At 68.6% G+C, this 16,663-nt stretch carries 22 protein-coding genes; 7 read left to right on the top strand and 15 right to left on the bottom strand.

Annotated features, from left to right (window positions below; translation table 11 throughout):
- Both AACZ35_RS06170 and rlmE read right to left on the bottom strand, forming a co-directional pair.
- Positions 1–652 (bottom strand): ATP-dependent metallopeptidase FtsH/Yme1/Tma family protein (locus AACZ35_RS06170; RefSeq protein WP_339827204.1); only part of this gene is annotated, 652 nt, incomplete at its 3' end.
- Entirely contained in the window at positions 652–1,281 is a 630-nt protein-coding gene (rlmE, locus tag AACZ35_RS06165) for a 23S rRNA (uridine(2552)-2'-O)-methyltransferase RlmE (RefSeq protein ID WP_339827202.1), read from the bottom strand. The genes rlmE and AACZ35_RS06170, both read right to left, overlap by 1 nt.
- A gap of 66 nt (positions 1,282–1,347) precedes the next feature.
- Here rlmE and AACZ35_RS06160 point away from each other — a divergent pair, with 66 nt between their 5' ends.
- Complete coding sequence (locus AACZ35_RS06160) at positions 1,348–1,653, top strand: YhbY family RNA-binding protein (protein WP_339827200.1); 306 nt, start codon at positions 1,348–1,350, stop codon at positions 1,651–1,653.
- A gap of 16 nt (positions 1,654–1,669) precedes the next feature.
- Positions 1,670–2,044, top strand: a complete 375-nt coding sequence (locus AACZ35_RS06155; RefSeq protein ID WP_339827198.1) for an Mth938-like domain-containing protein — start codon at positions 1,670–1,672, stop codon at positions 2,042–2,044.
- Between the two features lie 16 nt (positions 2,045–2,060).
- Here AACZ35_RS06155 and AACZ35_RS06150 read toward each other — a convergent pair whose 3' ends face one another.
- The 4 genes from AACZ35_RS06150 to surE are packed head-to-tail and all read right to left on the bottom strand — an operon-like array spanning position 2,061 to position 4,947.
- Positions 2,061–2,912 (bottom strand): peptidoglycan DD-metalloendopeptidase family protein, encoded by an 852-nt coding sequence (locus AACZ35_RS06150; protein ID WP_339827196.1) that lies wholly within the window; start codon positions 2,910–2,912, stop codon positions 2,061–2,063.
- Positions 2,909–3,493: a YqaA family protein gene (locus tag AACZ35_RS06145; RefSeq protein ID WP_339827194.1), complete on the bottom strand. Its 585-nt coding sequence runs from the start codon at positions 3,491–3,493 to the stop codon at positions 2,909–2,911. Before AACZ35_RS06145 ends, AACZ35_RS06150 begins: the two co-directional genes overlap by 4 nt.
- Positions 3,494–4,171, bottom strand: a complete 678-nt coding sequence (locus AACZ35_RS06140; RefSeq protein ID WP_339827192.1) for a protein-L-isoaspartate(D-aspartate) O-methyltransferase — start codon at positions 4,169–4,171, stop codon at positions 3,494–3,496.
- On the bottom strand, positions 4,168–4,947 hold the full coding sequence (gene surE, locus AACZ35_RS06135; RefSeq protein WP_339827190.1) for a 5'/3'-nucleotidase SurE: 780 nt from the start codon (positions 4,945–4,947) through the stop codon (positions 4,168–4,170). Before surE ends, AACZ35_RS06140 begins: the two co-directional genes overlap by 4 nt.
- 85 nt (positions 4,948–5,032) lie before the next feature.
- Here surE and AACZ35_RS06130 point away from each other — a divergent pair, with 85 nt between their 5' ends.
- Positions 5,033–5,614, top strand: a complete 582-nt coding sequence (locus AACZ35_RS06130) for a Smr/MutS family protein (protein ID WP_339827188.1) — start codon at positions 5,033–5,035, stop codon at positions 5,612–5,614.
- Here the strand turns inward: AACZ35_RS06130 and AACZ35_RS06125 are convergent, their stop codons facing one another.
- The 9 genes from AACZ35_RS06125 to AACZ35_RS06085 all read right to left on the bottom strand — a co-directional run bounded on the left by AACZ35_RS06125 (position 5,615) and on the right by AACZ35_RS06085 (position 12,648).
- Positions 5,615–5,818: a hypothetical protein gene (locus tag AACZ35_RS06125; protein WP_339827186.1), complete on the bottom strand. Its 204-nt coding sequence runs from the start codon at positions 5,816–5,818 to the stop codon at positions 5,615–5,617.
- Positions 5,819–5,890: 72 nt separating this feature from the next.
- Positions 5,891–6,919 carry a tRNA pseudouridine(13) synthase TruD gene (gene truD, locus AACZ35_RS06120; protein ID WP_339827184.1) on the bottom strand — a complete coding sequence of 343 codons (1,029 nt, stop codon included), beginning with the start codon at positions 6,917–6,919 and terminating at the stop codon, positions 5,891–5,893.
- Positions 6,916–7,398: a 2-C-methyl-D-erythritol 2,4-cyclodiphosphate synthase gene (gene ispF / locus AACZ35_RS06115; protein WP_339827182.1), complete on the bottom strand. Its 483-nt coding sequence runs from the start codon at positions 7,396–7,398 to the stop codon at positions 6,916–6,918. Before ispF ends, truD begins: the two co-directional genes overlap by 4 nt.
- Before the next feature lie 109 nt (positions 7,399–7,507).
- Positions 7,508–8,203: a 2-C-methyl-D-erythritol 4-phosphate cytidylyltransferase gene (gene ispD, locus AACZ35_RS06110; RefSeq protein WP_339827180.1), complete on the bottom strand. Its 696-nt coding sequence runs from the start codon at positions 8,201–8,203 to the stop codon at positions 7,508–7,510.
- On the bottom strand, positions 8,200–8,523 hold the full coding sequence (ftsB, locus tag AACZ35_RS06105; RefSeq protein ID WP_339827178.1) for a cell division protein FtsB: 324 nt from the start codon (positions 8,521–8,523) through the stop codon (positions 8,200–8,202). Before ftsB ends, ispD begins: the two co-directional genes overlap by 4 nt.
- A 9-nt stretch (positions 8,524–8,532) precedes the next feature.
- Positions 8,533–9,819 carry a phosphopyruvate hydratase gene (gene eno, locus AACZ35_RS06100; protein WP_339827175.1) on the bottom strand — a complete coding sequence of 429 codons (1,287 nt, stop codon included), beginning with the start codon at positions 9,817–9,819 and terminating at the stop codon, positions 8,533–8,535.
- Between the two features lie 29 nt (positions 9,820–9,848).
- Positions 9,849–10,199: a hypothetical protein gene (locus AACZ35_RS06095; RefSeq protein ID WP_339827170.1), complete on the bottom strand. Its 351-nt coding sequence runs from the start codon at positions 10,197–10,199 to the stop codon at positions 9,849–9,851.
- Positions 10,196–11,029: a 3-deoxy-8-phosphooctulonate synthase gene (kdsA, locus tag AACZ35_RS06090; RefSeq protein WP_339827168.1), complete on the bottom strand. Its 834-nt coding sequence runs from the start codon at positions 11,027–11,029 to the stop codon at positions 10,196–10,198. The genes AACZ35_RS06095 and kdsA overlap by 4 nt, the downstream gene beginning before the upstream one ends.
- On the bottom strand, positions 11,029–12,648 hold the full coding sequence (locus AACZ35_RS06085) for a CTP synthase (RefSeq protein WP_339827166.1): 1,620 nt from the start codon (positions 12,646–12,648) through the stop codon (positions 11,029–11,031). The genes kdsA and AACZ35_RS06085 overlap by 1 nt, the downstream gene beginning before the upstream one ends.
- Positions 12,649–12,790: 142 nt before the next feature.
- Here AACZ35_RS06085 and parE point away from each other — a divergent pair, with 142 nt between their 5' ends.
- The 4 genes from parE to AACZ35_RS06065 all read left to right on the top strand — a co-directional run.
- Positions 12,791–14,680: a DNA topoisomerase IV subunit B gene (gene parE / locus AACZ35_RS06080; RefSeq protein WP_339827163.1), complete on the top strand. Its 1,890-nt coding sequence runs from the start codon at positions 12,791–12,793 to the stop codon at positions 14,678–14,680.
- 408 nt (positions 14,681–15,088) lie between these two features.
- Entirely contained in the window at positions 15,089–15,619 is a 531-nt protein-coding gene (locus AACZ35_RS06075) for a hypothetical protein (RefSeq protein WP_339827161.1), read from the top strand.
- A gap of 76 nt (positions 15,620–15,695) precedes the next feature.
- Complete coding sequence (locus AACZ35_RS06070; protein WP_339827159.1) at positions 15,696–16,319, top strand: hypothetical protein; 624 nt, start codon at positions 15,696–15,698, stop codon at positions 16,317–16,319.
- Positions 16,316–16,663, top strand: a 348-nt coding sequence (locus AACZ35_RS06065) for a hypothetical protein (RefSeq protein WP_339827156.1), incomplete at its 3' end; no start/stop codon positions are given. The genes AACZ35_RS06070 and AACZ35_RS06065, both read left to right, overlap by 4 nt.

The raw sequence follows: 16,663 nt of genomic DNA, 5'->3' as shown, positions 1-16,663 counted from the left end.
AGAACGGCACCTTGGCCTCGCCGGCGATGGCGCGCGCCAGCAGGGTCTTGCCGGTGCCCGGCGGGCCGACCATCAGCACGCCGCGCGGGATCTTGCCGCCCAGCTTCTGGAAACGGCCCGGGTCGCGCAGGAACTCGACCAGTTCGCCCACTTCTTCCTTGGCTTCGTCGCAGCCGGCGACGTCGGCCAGGGTGACCTTGACGTCGTTTTCGCCCTGCAGCTTGGCCCGCGACTTGCCGAAGCTCATCGCGCCCTTGCCGCCGCCCTGCTGCATCTGCCGCATCATGAAGAACCAGAAGCCGATGATCAGCGCCACCGGCAGCAGGTTGAACAGGATGCTCAGCAGCAGCGAACGCGGCTGGGGTTTTTCCTGGGTGATCTCGACGTTGTTCTCGAACAGGGTGTCGAGCAGGCGCGAGTCGTCCGGCGCGGCCGTGGTGAACACCGAGTTGTCGGTGCGCTTGCCGGTGACGGAGATCTGGTCCTCGGCGATGTTCACCTCGGACACGCGGCCGCTCTTCACCTCTTCGATGAACTGGTTGTAGCTCAGCTCGGAAGTGGCTGCCCCCGGCGTCGAAAAGCTGTTGAACACCGCCATCAGCACGACGGCGATGACCAGCCAGAGCAGGAGGTTTTTTGCCAGGTCGTTCATCACTTGCTTCCTCGTCGCTTGCCGGTGGCCAGCGCATAAACTTCGTTTGAGCGGCGCCGTGACGCCGCGGGCTTGCGGATGACCAGCTTGTCGTAGCGTGTCCTGAGCTCCTTGACGTAGGCATCGAAGCCTTCGCCCTGGAACAGCTTGATCAGGAACGCACCGCCAGGCTTGAGGTGCTTGTCCGCGAAATCGCGGGCCAGTTCGGACAGGTACATCGCCCGGGCCTGATCCACGGTATCCACGCCAGTCATATTGGGGGCCATGTCGGAAAGCACAAGGTCCACCTGGGCACCCGCCAGCAGGGCTTCCAGTTCGGACAATGGCCCGTCCTCTCTGAAATCGCCGTGAATGAACTCGACCCCGGCGATCGGGGGCATGTCCAGGATGTCCAGGGCCAGGACCCGGCCACGGTCGCCCAGGTCCCGGCGCACCACCTGCGACCAGCCGCCCGGGGCGGCGCCCAGGTCGACCACCACCATGCCCGGCTTGAGCAGGCGGCCGCGTTCGATCAGCTCCTCGAGCTTGTAGGCCGCGCGCGAGCGCATGCCTTCGGACTGGGCCTTCTTCACGAAGGGGTCGTCGAAGTGCTCCTTGAGCCAACGCTGGCTGCTGCGGCTGCGGGCCATGGCCTTTACTGGGGGGGACGGGCCACCATGATACCCTAGCGCCCCTTCCGAGCCGCCTGCGAGACCATGGCCACCGCCCTGAGCAACACCCAGAAACGTTACCTGCGCGGCCTGGCCCACGACCTCAAGGCCGTGCTTATCGTGGGCGCCAAGGGCATCACCGACGCCCTGGTCGCCGAGGCCACCCTGGCCCTGGAGCACCACGAGCTGCTGAAGGTGAAGATCCACGCCGGCGACCGCGAACTGCGCGACGAGTGGATCGCCGAGCTGGCCACGCGCGCCGACGCGGCCCTGGTCACCCGCATCGGCAACGTCGCCGTGTTCTACCGCCGGCGCGCCGAAAACCCGCTGATCGTCCTGCCCAGGAACTGAACCCCCGGGGATAACCGTGCAGCTTTCGCAGGAAAACCCGGATTTCAGCTACGTCCTGCGCGGCACCACCGCAAGCACCGTCCTGGTGAACCAGCAGGCGCTTGAGACCAGCTTCGTGCTGGCTCCGAACCAGCTGCTGGAAAACTGGGGCCCGGCCTCGGTGGACGAACTGGAACCGGCGCACATGGACGCCCTGCTGTCCCTGAAGCCTTCGGTGGCGATCCTGGGCACCGGGCCGCGCCAGCGCTTCCCCTCGCCCGCGGTGATGGCCGCCATGCTCACGCGCGGCGTCGGCCTGGAAGTGATGGACAATGCCGCCGCGGCGCGCACGTTCAACGTGCTGGCGACCGAAGGCCGCACGGTCGTGGCTGCCTTCCTGCTGCCGGGCTGAGCCCCGCCGCGGCGAATCACTGCTTCGGCAGCACCTGCATCGGATCCACCGGCTTGCCGTTGCGGCGCACCTCGAAGTGCAGCATGTCGCGGCTGGTGCCGGTGCGGCCGAGTTCGGCGATCTGCTGGCCGGCCTTCACCTGCGCGCCCTCGCCCACCAGTCGGCGGCGGTTGTGGGCGTAGGCCGACAGCCACTCGTCGCTGTGCTTGACGATGATCAGCTCGCCGTAGCCCACCAGGCCCGAGCCCGAATAGACGATGACGCCGTCGGCGGCCGCGACCACCGGCTGGCCGGCGTTGCCGGCGATGTCCAGGCCCTGGCGCTTCGGATCGCCGGACACGAAGCGGCCGATGACCTGGCCCTGGGTCGGCCAGCGCCAGGTGCCGCTGGCCGGCGCCGCATCGGGCACCGCCGGCAGGGCCGGCGTCGCCGCCGGGCGGGCGGGCGTGGCGACGGGTGTCGCGGGTGTCGAGGGCGTGGCCGCGGGCGTCGCCGGCCGCGCCGGCGTGGTGCCGCGCGACCCCGAGGGCGGCGGCGTGCGCGGTGCCGGCATGCCAGTCACGCCCGCCGTCGTCCGGGCCTGCGACTGACCCCGCAGCTTCAGTACCTGCCCCGGATAGATGGTGTACGGCGGGCCGATGCGGTTGAGGCTGGCCACCTCGCGATAGTCCAGGCCATGCCGGAAGGCGATGCCGTACAGCGTGTCGCCACGCTTGACCTTGTAGTCGCCGCTGCGCGGCACCGACTGCGTGGCGCGGTCGGGCGCGGGACGCGAGCCTTCGCGTTTGACCACGCGCGAATGCCCGCAGCCGGCGACCAGGGCGATCGCCAGGATGCACACAAGGCCGCGGACGAATGGCATCTTCATGAGCGCATATTCAACCAGACAATGGCGCCCAGGATCACCACGGCGACAATCCAGCCGACGATTTCGATGTAGCGCCGGAAAACGGGTTCAACCTTCGGCCCGCCCCAGGCCACCACGCCGGCCACCAGGAAAAAGCGGATGCCGCGACCGACCAGCGAGGCCAGCACGAATGGCAGCAGCGGCATGGCGGCGGCGCCGCCGGCGACGGTGAACACCTTGAACGGGATGGGCGTGAACGCGGCGACGAACATGATCCAGACGCCGTATTCCCGGAACAGGTCCTGCACCTTGTCATAGGTGTCGTCGTAACCGGCGCGTTCGATCCAGGGCATCACCGCGTCGATGGCGAAATAACCCAGGCCATAGCCGATGACACCGCCCAGCACCGAGGGCACCGTCGCCAGCAGTCCCAGCCGCCACCATCGTTCCGGCTTGGCCAGCGCCATCGGCGCCAGCATCACGTCGGTCGGCACCGGGAAGAAGATCGATTCGATGGTGGAGATGAAAGCCAGGTACCAGGGCGCGTGGCGGTGGGCGGCGAGCTGGCGGCAGCGGTCGTAAAGCGGTCCGAACAGCTTCATTCAGAGGGTCCCGGGCAGCAGGGGCACGAACACCACGCCGCCCAGGTCTTCCTGCACCAGCTGCCCGTCCAGGCGGCGGATGCGAAGCAGGCGCTGGCCATTGGGGCCGCCGATGGGGGCGACCAGGGTGCCGCCTTCGGCCAGCTGTTCAAGCAGCGCCGGTTCGATGGCCGCGGCACCGGCGGTCACCAGGATGCCGCCGAAAGGGGCGTATTCGGGCCAGCCGGCGCGGCCGTCGTCGTGGCGGGTGCGCACGTTCAGGCCCTGGTGGCGGAAGCGGCGGCGCGCGACGCGCAGCAGTTCCTCGATGCGTTCGACGCTGTAGGTTTCCAGGCCAAGGGTCGCCAGCACCGAAGCCTGGTAACCCGAGCCGGTGCCGACTTCGAGCACGCGTTCAGGCATGCCGTGTTCGACCAGGGCTTCGGTCATGCGCGCCACCACCCAGGGCTGGCTGATGGTCTGGCCGTTGCCGATCGGCAGCGCGGTGTCGTCGTAGGCGCGGCTGGCCAGGGCTTCGTCCAGGAACAGGTGCCGCGGCACCGTGCGCATGGCGACCAGCACGCGTTCGTCGGTGATGCCGCCTTCGTTGCGCAGGCGTTCGACCATGCGGTCGCGGGCCCGCTGCGAGGTCATGCCCAGGCCCTTGGCTTCCGGACGGATTTGGTAGCGGGGCATCATGCCTTGTGGTTCATCCCTTCACCCAGGGCGCCGACCCAGCTGGCGACCTTTTCCAGCGCCTGGTAGCGCGTCAGGTCGACGTGGATGGGCGTGATGGAAATGCAGCCCGTGCGCACCGCGTGAAAATCGGTGCCGGGGCCGGCGTCCTGCTCGGGGCCGGCGGGGCCGATCCACCACATCGGGCGCCCGCGCGGGTCGACCTGTTCGATGCAGGGTTCAGCGCGGTGGCGGTGGCCCAGGCGGGTGACTTCGTAACCGCGCAGGGACTCCCAGGGCAGGTCGGGCACGTTGACGTTGAGGATGGTGTCGGCCGGCAGCGGATCGACCAGCAGCCGCGCGGTGATCTCCAGCGCCGCGCGCGCCGCGGTTTCGTAGTGGCGCGGCGAGGTTTCGTCGGTGACCAGCGACAGCGCGACCGCCGGATGGCCCAGGAAGCGGCCTTCCATCGCCGCGGCGACGGTGCCGGAATAAATGACGTCGTCGCCGAGGTTGGCGGCGGTATTGATGCCCGAAAGCACGATGTCGGGGTCGGCTTCCAGCAGGCCGGTCAGCGCCAGGTGCACGCAGTCGGTGGGCGTGCCGGTGACGCGCCAGGTGCGGTCGGCGACCTGGCGGACCCGGATGGGGCGGTCGAGGGTAAGCGAATTGCTGGCGCCGGAACGGTCGCGGTCGGGCGCCACCACCGTCACTTCGTGGCCGGCGGCACGCAGGCCCTCGGCCAGGACGCGGATGCCCGGGGCTTCCACGCCATCGTCATTGCTTACCAGTACGCGCATCAGGGGTCCCGCGGGAAGAAACCCAATGATAGCGGATGCACCGCCCGCGGCATCACCCTCACCTGCGCTGGGTTAACCTGCATGCATGGCCAAGCGCAAGCCGCCCGCACCCGTCACCGAGGACGATGCCGCCCTGTTCCGGGAGGCGATCGGCGAGGTGCGCGTCCTTCAAGCGCCGCCGCCGGTGCCCGAGCGGCCCCGCCCCGCCCCGCGCCCGCGCATGCGCGAGCTCGACGAAGCCCTGGCCCTGCAGCAATCCCGGCAAACCGGCTGGTTCGAGGCCACCATCGAAGCCGGCGAGGCGCTGTCCTACCGCCGCGACGAAGTGCCCGAAAAGGTGCTCAAGGCGCTCAAACGTGGCCAGTACAGCATCGGCGGCGAACTCGACCTGCACCAGATGCGCGCCACCGAAGCCGAACGCTGGCTGCGTGAATTCCTGGCCGAATCGCGCGCCGGCGGCCACGCCTGCGTGCGCATCATCCACGGCAAGGGCCTGCGGGCCGCCGCCGGCGGCTCGGTGCTCAAGGCGCTGGTGGACCGGATGCTTCGCCAGCGCGCGGACGTACTGGCCTACGCCTCCGCACCGGAAGCGATGGGTGGTACGGGCGCGGTGCTGGTGCTGCTGGCCCGGAAACGTCCGGGCGAACAGGGACCGGGCACCGGCTGATCAGTCGTCCTTGCGTTCCTTGGGCGGATTGACCCAGACCACGCGGACACCGGCGGGCTTGGCAGCTTCTTCAACGGCTGCCACGTAGTTCTTGTCGGTACCGATGGTCGGGCCTGCCGCCAGGCTGGCGGTATCGGTGCTGGCGCAGGCGCCCAGCAGCAGCGTCGCGGAAGCAAGGAACAGACACTTGCGGGCGGTGTTCATGGCGACCTCCTGAAGTCTGGAAAACCGCAGGACCAGATTACTCCTGGCAATCGACCGCGCAAGTGCCCCGGATCAGGCCCCGGCGTGTGCGTCCCGGACCTCGCCCAGTTCGGCCAGCAGCCCCGTGGCGTAGGCGCCTGGCGGCAATTCGAAGCGCAGCACCAGCTGGTCGGCGGCGGGCCAGTCCCAATCCAGCGCGGCCACCCGCACGCGCAGGGCGCGGCGTTCCTGCTTCAGGCCGGCTTCTTCCAGGCCCTGGCGCAGGTCCGGGAAGGCTTCGAGCACCGCCAGCTCCAGGTCCCGGCAGGCGCCGGTGCAGCGCAGTTCGCCGCGGCCCCAAAGCGGGCCGGTGGCGTGAATGTCCAGGCGCCTGGCGCGATCGGCCAGCGCCTCGTCGGCGGCTTCCGGGCCAAAAACCGACTGGCTGCCCTCGAGCATCCAGACCTCGCCTTCCCGGCCGCTGGCCCAGTCGCCGGCGTCCACGCGCGCCGACAGCACCGCGTTGAACATGACCGAACGGGCGGCCGAGAGGTAGATCGAACGCTGCTCGCGGCGCACGCGCTGGCCGGCGAACATGCGCCGCGCCGATTCGACGTTGTCGCCGTCGCGGCCGAATCGCTGTTCGCCGAAATAGTTGGGCAGCCCGCCCTGGGCGATTGCTTCCAGGCGCCGGTCGATGGCCTCGCGTTCGCCCTGCACCTGCCGCAGCACCAGTTCGAAGCGGTTGCCGCGCAGGGCGCCGCGCGGCAGCTTGCGGTGGTGCCAGGCGTGTTCAAGCACCCGCAGCGAATCGTCCTGCAGGCTGGCCAGGTCCGGCGCCACGCGCTTGGGCAGGTGCACGGAAAAACGCTGGCGGGTCACCGCGTGGCGATCCTTGAGGCCGGCATAACCAATGCCGACGTCCGGGATGCCGGCCCATTGGGCCAGGCGGCGGGCGGCGTGCACGGTGTTGAGGCCGCGTTTTTCGACGGTGAGCAGCAGGTGTTCGCCCTGCCCGGCCGGCTCGAAGCCGGCCAGTTCCTCGACCAGGAAGTCTTCGGTGCGGCTGCGGAAGTCCGCCGCCAGCACCGGCGCGCCGTGGCCGCCCGGCAGGCGGCTCACGAACGCACCAGCAGCGCCACCGCCATTGCCGCCAGGCCTTCGCCGCGGCCGGTGAAACCGAGTTTTTCGGAGGTGGTGGCTTTCACGCTGATCGCATCCACCTCGACGCCCAGGTCGGCGGCGAGGTTCGCGCGCATCGCCGGCGCATGCGCCGCCACCCGCGGCCGTTCGCAGACGACGGTGAGGTCGGCATTGCCCAGCCGCCAGCCGCGTTCGGCCAGCAGCGTAGCGCAGTGGCGCAGGAAAACCCGGCTGTCGCAGTCCTTCCAGCGATCGTCCGAGGGCGGGAAATGCACGCCGATGTCACCCAGCGCCAGCGCGCCGAGCAGCGCGTCGCACAGCGCGTGGATGACCACGTCGCCGTCGGAATGCGCCAGCACGCCGCGCTCGTGCGCGATCCGCACGCCACCGAGCACGACATGGTCGCCGTCGCCAAATGCGTGCACGTCATAACCCTGGCCGATTCGGATGTCAGTCATATTTTTTTGCCACGGATGAACACGGATGGGCACGGATAAGAGCGGATCAAGCACAGACTAAAGCACTTACAAACAGGGACAGCTTCGCTCTATCCGTGTTTATCCGTGTTCATCCGTGGCCAATTGCTCTTGAGAGTATGAACTCCGCGAGCGCGAGGTCGGCTGGCGTGGTGATCTTGAGGTTGTCGTCGCGGCCTTCGACCAAGCGGGGTTTCAGGCCCAGGCGTTCGACGGCCATGGCTTCGTCGGTGACGCGCACGCCGCTGCGCTGGGCCGCGGCCAGGGCGCGGGTGAGGCCGCCGCGGCGGAACAGCTGCGGGGTCAGCGCGCGCCACAGCGCCTCGCGCGGCTCGGTGCCCAGGCTGCGGCGCTGCTCGTCGGCGCGCTTGAGCGTGTCGCGGACCGGCGCCGCCAGCAGCGCGCCGACGGCGTCTTCGCGGCCTTCGGCCAGCAGCCGGGCCAGGTCCTGTTTGTGCAGGCAGGGCCGCGCGGCGTCGTGCACCAGCAGCCACTGGTCTTCGCTGATCGTGGCCGGCAGCGCGTGCAGCGCCGCCAGCACCGAATCGGCGCGCTCGCCGCCGCCGACGCAGGTGAGCACCGGTTTGCCGCCGATCTCGCGCCAGCCCGGCCAGGCAGCATCGTCCTGGGCCAGGGCCACCATCACGCCGTCGACGTCGGGATGGTCGAGCACCGCGCGCAGGCTGTGTTCGATGACGCTGCGGCCGGCCAGGGACAGGTACTGCTTGGGCGTGTCGCCGCCGAAGCGGCTGCCGCGGCCGGCGGCGGGCACGATGGCCCAGGTCACTGGCCGCCCTCCGCGGATTGCGCGGCCTCGGGCTCGGCCGGCGCGGGCTCGACGACGCGGTAGAACACTTCGCCCGGCCGGACCATGCCCAGTTCGCTGCGGGCGCGGTCCTCGACCGCCGCCTCGCCGGACTTGAGGTCCTCGACCTCGGCCGACAGGGCGTCGTTGCGCTGCTGCAGGCGAGCGTTTTCGCGGCGCTGTTCTTCCACGCGGGCCTCCAGCTCACGCGCCTCGCGCAGGCCGCCGTCACCCCACCAGAACTTGAGCTGCAGGCCCATCAGGGCCAGCAGCAGGAGGGCGAATGGCCACCAGCGGCGCAAGGGCGGGACTCAGCGCTTGAGGCTGACGAAAGCGTTGTTGCCGGCGTAACGCGCCTGGTCGCCCAGCGCCTCTTCGATGCGCAGCAGCTGGTTGTACTTGGCCACACGGTCGCTGCGGCACAGCGAACCGGTCTTGATCTGGGTGGCCGTGGTCGCGACCGCGATGTCGGCGATGGTGGTGTCCTCGGTTTCGCCGGAACGATGCGAGACCACCGCTGCGTAGTTGGCAGCGTCGGCCATGGCGATGGCTTCCAGGGTTTCGGTCAGCGTGCCGATCTGGTTGACCTTGATAAGGATGGCGTTGGCCACGCCCTGGTCGATGCCGTCGCGGAAGATCTTCGGGTTGGTGACGAACAGGTCGTCGCCGACCAGCTGCACCTTGCCCGACAGGCGCTCGGTGAGCAGCTTCCAGCCGTCCCAGTCGTTTTCGGCCATGCCGTCTTCGATGGTGATGATCGGGTACTGGGCGCTCCAGCCGGCCAGGAAGTCGACGAACTGTTCCGGCGACAGGCGCTTGCCCTCGCCCACCAGGTTGTACTTGCCGTTGTCGAAGAACTCCGAGCTGGCCACGTCCAGGCCCAGCAGGATGTCTTCGCCGGCGCGGTGGCCGGCCTTGCCGATGGCCTCGAGGATGACCTCGATGGCTTCTTCGTTCGAACGCAGGTCGGGCGCGAAGCCGCCCTCGTCGCCGACCGCGGTGCCCAGGCCCTTGGCCTTGAGCACGGCCTTGAGCGCGTGGAAAACCTCGGTGCCGGCGCGCAGCGCCTCGGAGAAGCTGTCGAAGCCCACCGGCAGCACCATGAATTCCTGCATGTCGACGTTGTTGTCGGCATGCGCGCCGCCGTTGATGATGTTCATCATCGGCACCGGCAGCACCGGCGCGCGATCACCCGCCAGGTGCTTCCACAGCGGCAGGCCGCGCGCGGCCGCCACCGCGTGGGCATTGGCCAGCGACACACCCAGCAGCGCATTGGCGCCCAGGCGGCCCTTGTTTTCGGTGCCATCGAGGTTGATCAGCTTGCGGTCCAGGCCTTCCTGGTCGGCGCCGTCGAAACCCTTCAGCGACTCGGCGATCGTGGTGTTGACGTTGGCCACCGCCTTGCGCACGCCCTTGCCCAGGTAGCGGCTCTTGTCGCCGTCGCGCAGCTCCACGGCTTCCTTGGTGCCGGTGGACGCGCCCGAGGGCACGGCCGCGCGGCCCATGTGGCCGCTGGCCAGGGTGACCTCGGCTTCAAGGGTGGGGTTGCCGCGGCTGTCGAGGATCTCGCGGGCGTGGACTTTGCTGATGATGGTCATGGCTTCTTTTTGCTTTGGTTTGGCGGGGCTCAGGCGGTCATCGCCAGGCCGAGGATGACGATCGCGATGCCCAGCAGCAGCGGCAGCGCGCTCAGTACCAGGCCGAGCCAGGCGAACAGCCGCTTGCGGGTGCCCGCGAACAGGCCGACCGCGCCCAGGATGGCGCCCAGCACCAGCAGCGCCATCGCCGAGAGCATGCCGAAGCCGATCATCATCGCGCGCGGGTCGGTTTCGGACAGTTCGCCGCCCGGCTCGTTCATGCCGACGTAGCCGGCGTAAAAGAACACGCCCAGCAGGCCCAGGCCGGCGATCACCGCGATGATGGTGGCCGCGATGCCGAGGCCGGAGTGTTTCAGGGGTTCAACCACAGGCGTGTTCATGCGTCTTGCTCCAGGAATCGATTCTTCTTGGTGATGCGGTCGAGTTCGACCAGGGTTTCCAGCAGCGCCGCCATCTTCGGCAGCGGCCAGGCGTTGGGGCCGTCGGAGAGGGCCTTTTCCGGGTCGGGGTGGGTTTCCATGAACAGGCCGCTGATGCCCACCGCCACCGCCGCGCGCGACAGCACCGGCACGAACTCGCGCTGGCCGCCGGACTTGCCGCCGGCGCCGCCGGGCAGCTGCACGCTGTGGGTGGCGTCGAACACCACCGGGCAGCCGGTGTCGCGCATGACGCTGAGCGAGCGCATGTCGGACACCAGGTTGTTGTAGCCGAAACTGACGCCGCGTTCGCAGGCCATGATCTGCTGGTTGCCGGTGGCGCGCGCCTTGTCGGTGACGTGTTTCATTTCCCAGGGCGAAAGGAACTGGCCCTTCTTGATGTTCACCGGCTTGCCGGCGCTGGCGACCTTCTGGATGAAGTCGGTCTGCCGGCACAGGAAGGCCGGGGTCTGCAGCACGTCCACCACCGAGGCCACTTCGTCCATCGGCGTGTATTCGTGCACGTCGGTCAGCACCGGCACGCCCAGCTGGCGCTTCACCTCCGCCAGCACCTTCAGGCCGGCTTCCAGGCCGGGGCCGCGGAAGCTGCTGCCCGAGGTACGGTTGGCCTTGTCGAAGCTGGACTTGAAGATGAAGGGGATACCGAGCTTGCCGGTGATTTCCTTGAGCCGGCCGGCCGTTTCCATCTGCAGCTCCAGCGATTCGATGACGCAGGGGCCGGCGATCAGGAAAAAGGGCTGGTCGAGGCCGACCTTGAAACCACAAAGCTCCATCAGTTCACTCCTGCAGCTGATTTCTGCGCCGACGGGACCTCGGCAAGCAGCTTGCCGCCGGCCTTGTGCTCGCGCGCGGCGCGGATGAAGCCGATGAAGAGCGGATGGCCGTCGCGCGGCGTGGAAAGGAACTCCGGGTGCGCCTGGCAGGCGATGAACCACGGATGGTCGGGCAGCTCCACCATTTCCACCAGCAGGTCGTCCATGGACTTGGCGCTGATGACCAGGCCGGCGTCCTCGAGCTGGGTGCGGTAGCGGTTGTTGAACTCGTAGCGGTGGCGGTGGCGTTCGCCGACCACGTCCTTGCCATAGAGTTCGCGCGAGCGGGTGCCGGGCTTGAGCCGCTGTTCCTGCAGGCCCAGGCGCATGGTGCCGCCCAGGTCCGAAGTTTCGTCGCGGCGTTCGATCTCGCCGCTGGCGGTGCGCCATTCGGTGATCAGGCCGATCACCGGGTGCGCGCAGTGGCGGTCGTTTTCGGTGCTGTTGGCGCCTTCCAGGCCGGCCACGTGGCGGGCGTACTGCGCGGTGAGCACCTTGCCCTCGAAGCCACGGTCGCCGAAGCCACCGGGCACCAGGATGGCGTCCACGTCGGAAAGCACGGCATCGCCGTCCTTCTCGACCTGTTCGGACTCAAGCCACTTGAGCTTCACCCGCGTGCGCTGGCGCAGGCCGCCGTGCTTGAGCGCCTCGGACAGCGACTTGTAGGCGTCCTGGTGGTCGACGTACTTGCCGACCACGGCCACCGTGACTTCGTCCACGGGGTTTTCGACGGCGTCCACCACCGCTTCCCATTCCGACAGGTCGGCCGGCGCGGCCTTGTCTTCCAGGCGCAGGCGTTCGACCACGATGTCGTCGAGCTGCTGCTGGTGCAGCCACAGCGGCAGCTGGTAGATGTTGGCCACGTCCACGCAGCTGATGACGGCCTTTTCGGGCACGTTGGTGAACAGGGCGATCTTGCGGCGCTCGGAGTCGGGCAGCGGTTTTTCGCTGCGGCAGACCAGGATGTCGGGCTGGATGCCGATCGAGCGCAGTTCCTTGACCGAGTGCTGGGTCGGTTTGGTCTTGAGTTCGCCGGCGGCGGCGATCCAGGGCACCAGGGTCAGGTGCATGAAGATGGCTTGGTCGGGGCCACGTTCGGTGCGGATCTGGCGGATGGCTTCGAGGAAGGGCAAGGACTCGATGTCGCCGACGGTGCCGCCGATCTCGACCAGGCCGACGTCGAAGCCGTCGGTGGCCTCGAAGATGCAGCGCTTGATCTCGTCGGTGATGTGCGGAATGACCTGCACGGTGCCGCCCAGGTAGTCTCCGCGGCGCTCCTTGCGGATGACGTTTTCGTAGATCCGGCCGGTGGTGACCGAGTTCTTGCGGCTCAGGCGCACGCGCAGGAAACGTTCGTAGTGGCCCAGGTCGAGGTCGGTTTCGGCACCGTCGTCGGTGACGTAGACCTCGCCGTGCTGGAACGGGCTCATGGTGCCCGGGTCGACGTTGATGTACGGGTCGAGCTTCATCATGGTGCACCGCAGGCCGCGGGCTTCCAGGATGGCCGCCAGCGAGGCCGCTGCGATGCCCTTGCCAAGCGAGGACACCACGCCACCGGTTACAAATATGAGACGGGTCATGGGATTTGGGGGCGCTGGAAAACCGTATTCTACTGCATCAAGGGCCTGCGTTCCGGCCCCGGGCGCCCCGGCTTGACCGGCCCCGGGCCGCCGCGCATCCTGCCCGCCACCGCAAGACCCGCCAGGAAGGCCTTTCCCCCGCATGAACACCCGCTACAACGCCGCCGACATCGAAGTCCTGTCGGGCCTGGACCCGGTCAAGCGCCGCCCCGGCATGTACACCGACACCACCCGGCCCAACCACCTGGCCCAGGAGGTCATCGACAACTCGGTGGACGAGGCCCTGGGCGGCCACGCCAGGCTGATCGAGGTCGTGCTGCACGCCGACGGCAGCGTCGAGGTCTCCGACGACGGCCGCGGCATGCCCGTGGACGTGCACCCCGAGGAAGGCATCCCGGGCGTGGAACTGATCCTCACGCGCCTGCACGCGGGCGGCAAGTTCAGCGGCAAGAACTACACCTTCTCCGGCGGCCTGCACGGCGTCGGCGTCAGCGTGGTCAACGCGCTGTCGAAGAAGGTCGAGGTTTTCATCAAGCGCGACGGCCAGGAACACCGCATGGAGTTCCGCGACGGCGACCGCAGTTCGGCCCTGGACGTGGTCGGCACGGTCGGCAAGCGCAATACCGGCACCCGCCTGCGCTTCTGGCCGGACCCGAAGTACTTCGATTCCCCGAAGATTTCCATCCGCGCCCTGCGCCACCTGCTGCGTGCCAAGGCCGTGCTGTGCCCGGGCCTGACGGTGAAGCTGCACGACGCCGCCACCGGCGACAAGGACGAGTGGTACTACGAGGACGGCCTGCGTGATTACCTGCGCGGCGCGCTTTCGGACCGGGAGCTGCTGCCGGCCGACCTGTTCGTCGGCCACCTGTCCAAGGACACCGAGATCGCCGACTGGGCCGTAGCCTGGGTGCCCGAGGGCGAACTGGTGCAGGAAAGCTACGTCAACCTCATCCCCACCGCCCAGCACGGCACCCACGTCAATGGCCTGCGCTCGGGCTTCACCGATGCCCTGCGCGAGTTCTGCGACTTCCGCAGCCTGCTGCCGCGCGGCGTGAAGCTGGCCCCCGAGGACGTCTGGGACCGCATCAGCTACGTGCTGAGCCTGAAGATGACCGACCCGCAGTTCAGCGGCCAGACCAAGGAACGCCTGAGTTCGCGCCAGGCCGCGGCCTTCGTGGAAGGCGCGGCGCACGACGCGTTTTCGCTGTGGCTCAATCAGCACGTGGAGCTGGGCACCCAGATCGCCCAGCTGGCCATCGACCGCGCCGCCGCCCGCCTGAAGTCCGAAAAGCAGGTGGTGCGCAAGAAGATCACCCAGGGCCCGGCCCTGCCCGGCAAGCTGGCCGACTGCATCAGCCAGGACCTGGGCCGCACCGAACTGTTCCTGGTGGAAGGCGACTCGGCCGGCGGCAGCGCCAAGCAGGCCCGCGACAAGGAGTTCCAGGCCATCCTGCCCCTGCGCGGCAAGATCCTGAACACCTGGGAAGTCGAATCCGGCGGCGTGCTGGCCTCGAACGAGGTGCACGACCTGGCCGTGGCCATCGGCTGCGACCCGGGCGTCGACAATATCGACGGCCTTCGCTACGGAAAAGTGATCATCCTGGCCGACGCCGATTCCGACGGCCTGCACATCGCCACCCTGCTGGCGGCCCTCTTCCTGCGCCATTTCCCGGCCCTGGTGACGGCGGGCAACATCTTCGTGGCGATGCCGCCACTGTTCCGCGTGGACGTGGGCAAGCAGGTGTTTTACGCCCTGGACGAGGAAGAAAAGCGCCTGCTGCTGGACCGGATCGAGCGCGAGAAGATCCGCGGCCAGGTCAGCGTCACCCGCTTCAAGGGCCTGGGCGAGATGAATCCCTCGCAGCTGCGCGAGTCCACCGTGCACCCCGATACCCGCCGCCTGGTGCAGCTGACGGTGGACGATGCCGACCAGACCCGGTCGCTGATGGACCTGCTGCTGGCCAAGAAGCGCGCCAGCGACCGCAAGGCCTGGCTGGAACTGAAGGGCGACCTGGCTTCGCTGGAAGTCTGAACGGACGGGGCCGGCCAGGCCCCCAAATCCAGCCACCCCCTTCAAACCGTGACGCGCCTCCCGGAAAGGTGACGCGCTGCGTCACATTTTCACCCCGCTTGTGCCCCCTGACCTACCGTTCGTCGGCCGGACGGCCGGTCGTGTCCCCTATTTGCGTCGGGGCTGGCCTTCACATACTGTGACCCAGTGCGCATTTTTGGGGCCAGAGGTCGCCAGCCGCCCGGGAAGGAGTTGATTGGCATGTTTCCTGCTTCTTCACTTTCGCCCGCAGTTTGCGCGCCCCCTGGTCGGTGATCCGGCCCGGAATGTCGACCCAACAATCCAGCCGCTTCACCAAGGCAAATTTCAAAGGAAACCCCGCTCATGAAGAACTCCGTCCGTAGCATCCGAGGCCTCGCTCTCGCCGGCGTGGCGTCCCTCGGCCTGATTGCGATGACCCCGGCCATGGCCGAATCCGACTTCAGCACCGGCGCCACCCCGTCGGCCTCCGCCCGCGTCGATTTCGAAGTCAACATCCCGCGTTTCATCCGCTTCCAGGTCGGCAGCGCCGGCGCCACCATCGACGAAGTCGTGTTCGACGTGGCCGCTGCCAACGTCGGCGACGGCACCGATGTCGCTGCCACCACCAACGGCACCCTGGCCGTCAGCCTGACCGGCAACGTCGGCACCATCAGCCTCGACGCCACCACCACCGCTGCGCTTACCGACGGCCCGGACACCATTTCCTGGGCCGAGATCCTGACCTCCAGCTCGGATGCCGCCCTGGACGTTCCGGCCATCGTCGACGCCGGCACCGGCGGCGCCGAGGCGATCACCGCCAACGTCGGCACCCGCGTGGTCGCCCGCACGGCCGACTGGACCTTCGGTTACGACAACTCCGCCGTGTACGGCGCGGGTACCTACACCGGCCGCGTCACCTTCACCGCTGCCAACCCGTAACCGGGCCAGGCATCTGAACCGGGGGGCGGCCACGTCGCCCCCCGGCTTCCCACGTCAGCGAGGCGGTCCCCCGACCATGCGCGTCCCGACCACAATCCTGATTGCAGCGGCCGCCCTCGTGTCGGCCTGCGACGCGGATGCGTACGTCGTGAACATCAACATGGGCACCGACGCCGTCTACCTGCGCGTGGGCGACGGCAACTTCATCGGTACCTATGCCAATTCCGGCATCCCCCAGTCCGGCGGCGCGATCAGCCGGGTCTCGGTAACCGTGCCCCAGGCCGCCGTCGGCAACGGCACGCCGCAGGTGATGACCGCCAACGGCCGCCTCACCAGCGACTGGGATGGCTACCTGTTCTGCAACCCCGGCCAGCTCTACGTCGGCGGCTTCTACCGGCGTTCCAACAACGCCAACGTCAACGCGACCCTCACCGTCACCGCGCCGGCCGCCCTGGTCAACGCCGACGGCGACACCATCCCGATTTCCGACATCAGCTGGACCAGTTCCGGCAATGGCGACGGCGGGGCCACCCAGCCGGTACCAAGCGGCAGCTTCCAGGCCGGCACGAGAACGCTTGCCAACGACTTCCGCCGCAATACCTGGCGGGAAAGCTGCCTTACCTTCCGCTATGCCAACACCCAGCTTGCCGCCGGCGGTACCTACACCGCCCGCGTGACCTACACCCTGACGGCACCATGATCCGGATCCTTGCCCTCGCCGCCCTGATGTTCTGCGCGTCGTCCGCGGCCCTGGCCCAGCAGGCCGTCCGCCTGGACGATTCGTCCAGCCAGGTGCTCAGCGGCCTGGTGCGCATGAACTGGGAAGACCCCGCGCCCGGTCGCAGCGACATGCTGGTGGGCCAGGTGACCGTGCTGGTGCGCCTGGACACCTCCCCGTTCAAGGGGCGCAGCGGGCGTATCTACCACGTACTGGGCCGGGAGGCGACGCCGGTGCAGGCCAGCTGGACCGCCCGCGGACCGCTGCTTCCCGGCGCCGTGAGCGACGGCGAGCGCACGCTGGTCTATGCCGGCCCGATCACCACC

Origin of the sequence: uncultured Arenimonas sp. (genome assembly GCF_963976025.1) — a bacterium.
In the GTDB taxonomy this organism is placed as follows: Bacteria; Pseudomonadota; Gammaproteobacteria; order Xanthomonadales; family Xanthomonadaceae; genus Arenimonas.
The sequence above is the reverse complement of the archived record's forward strand: the minus strand, read 5'-3'. Positions and strand labels throughout refer to the sequence as shown.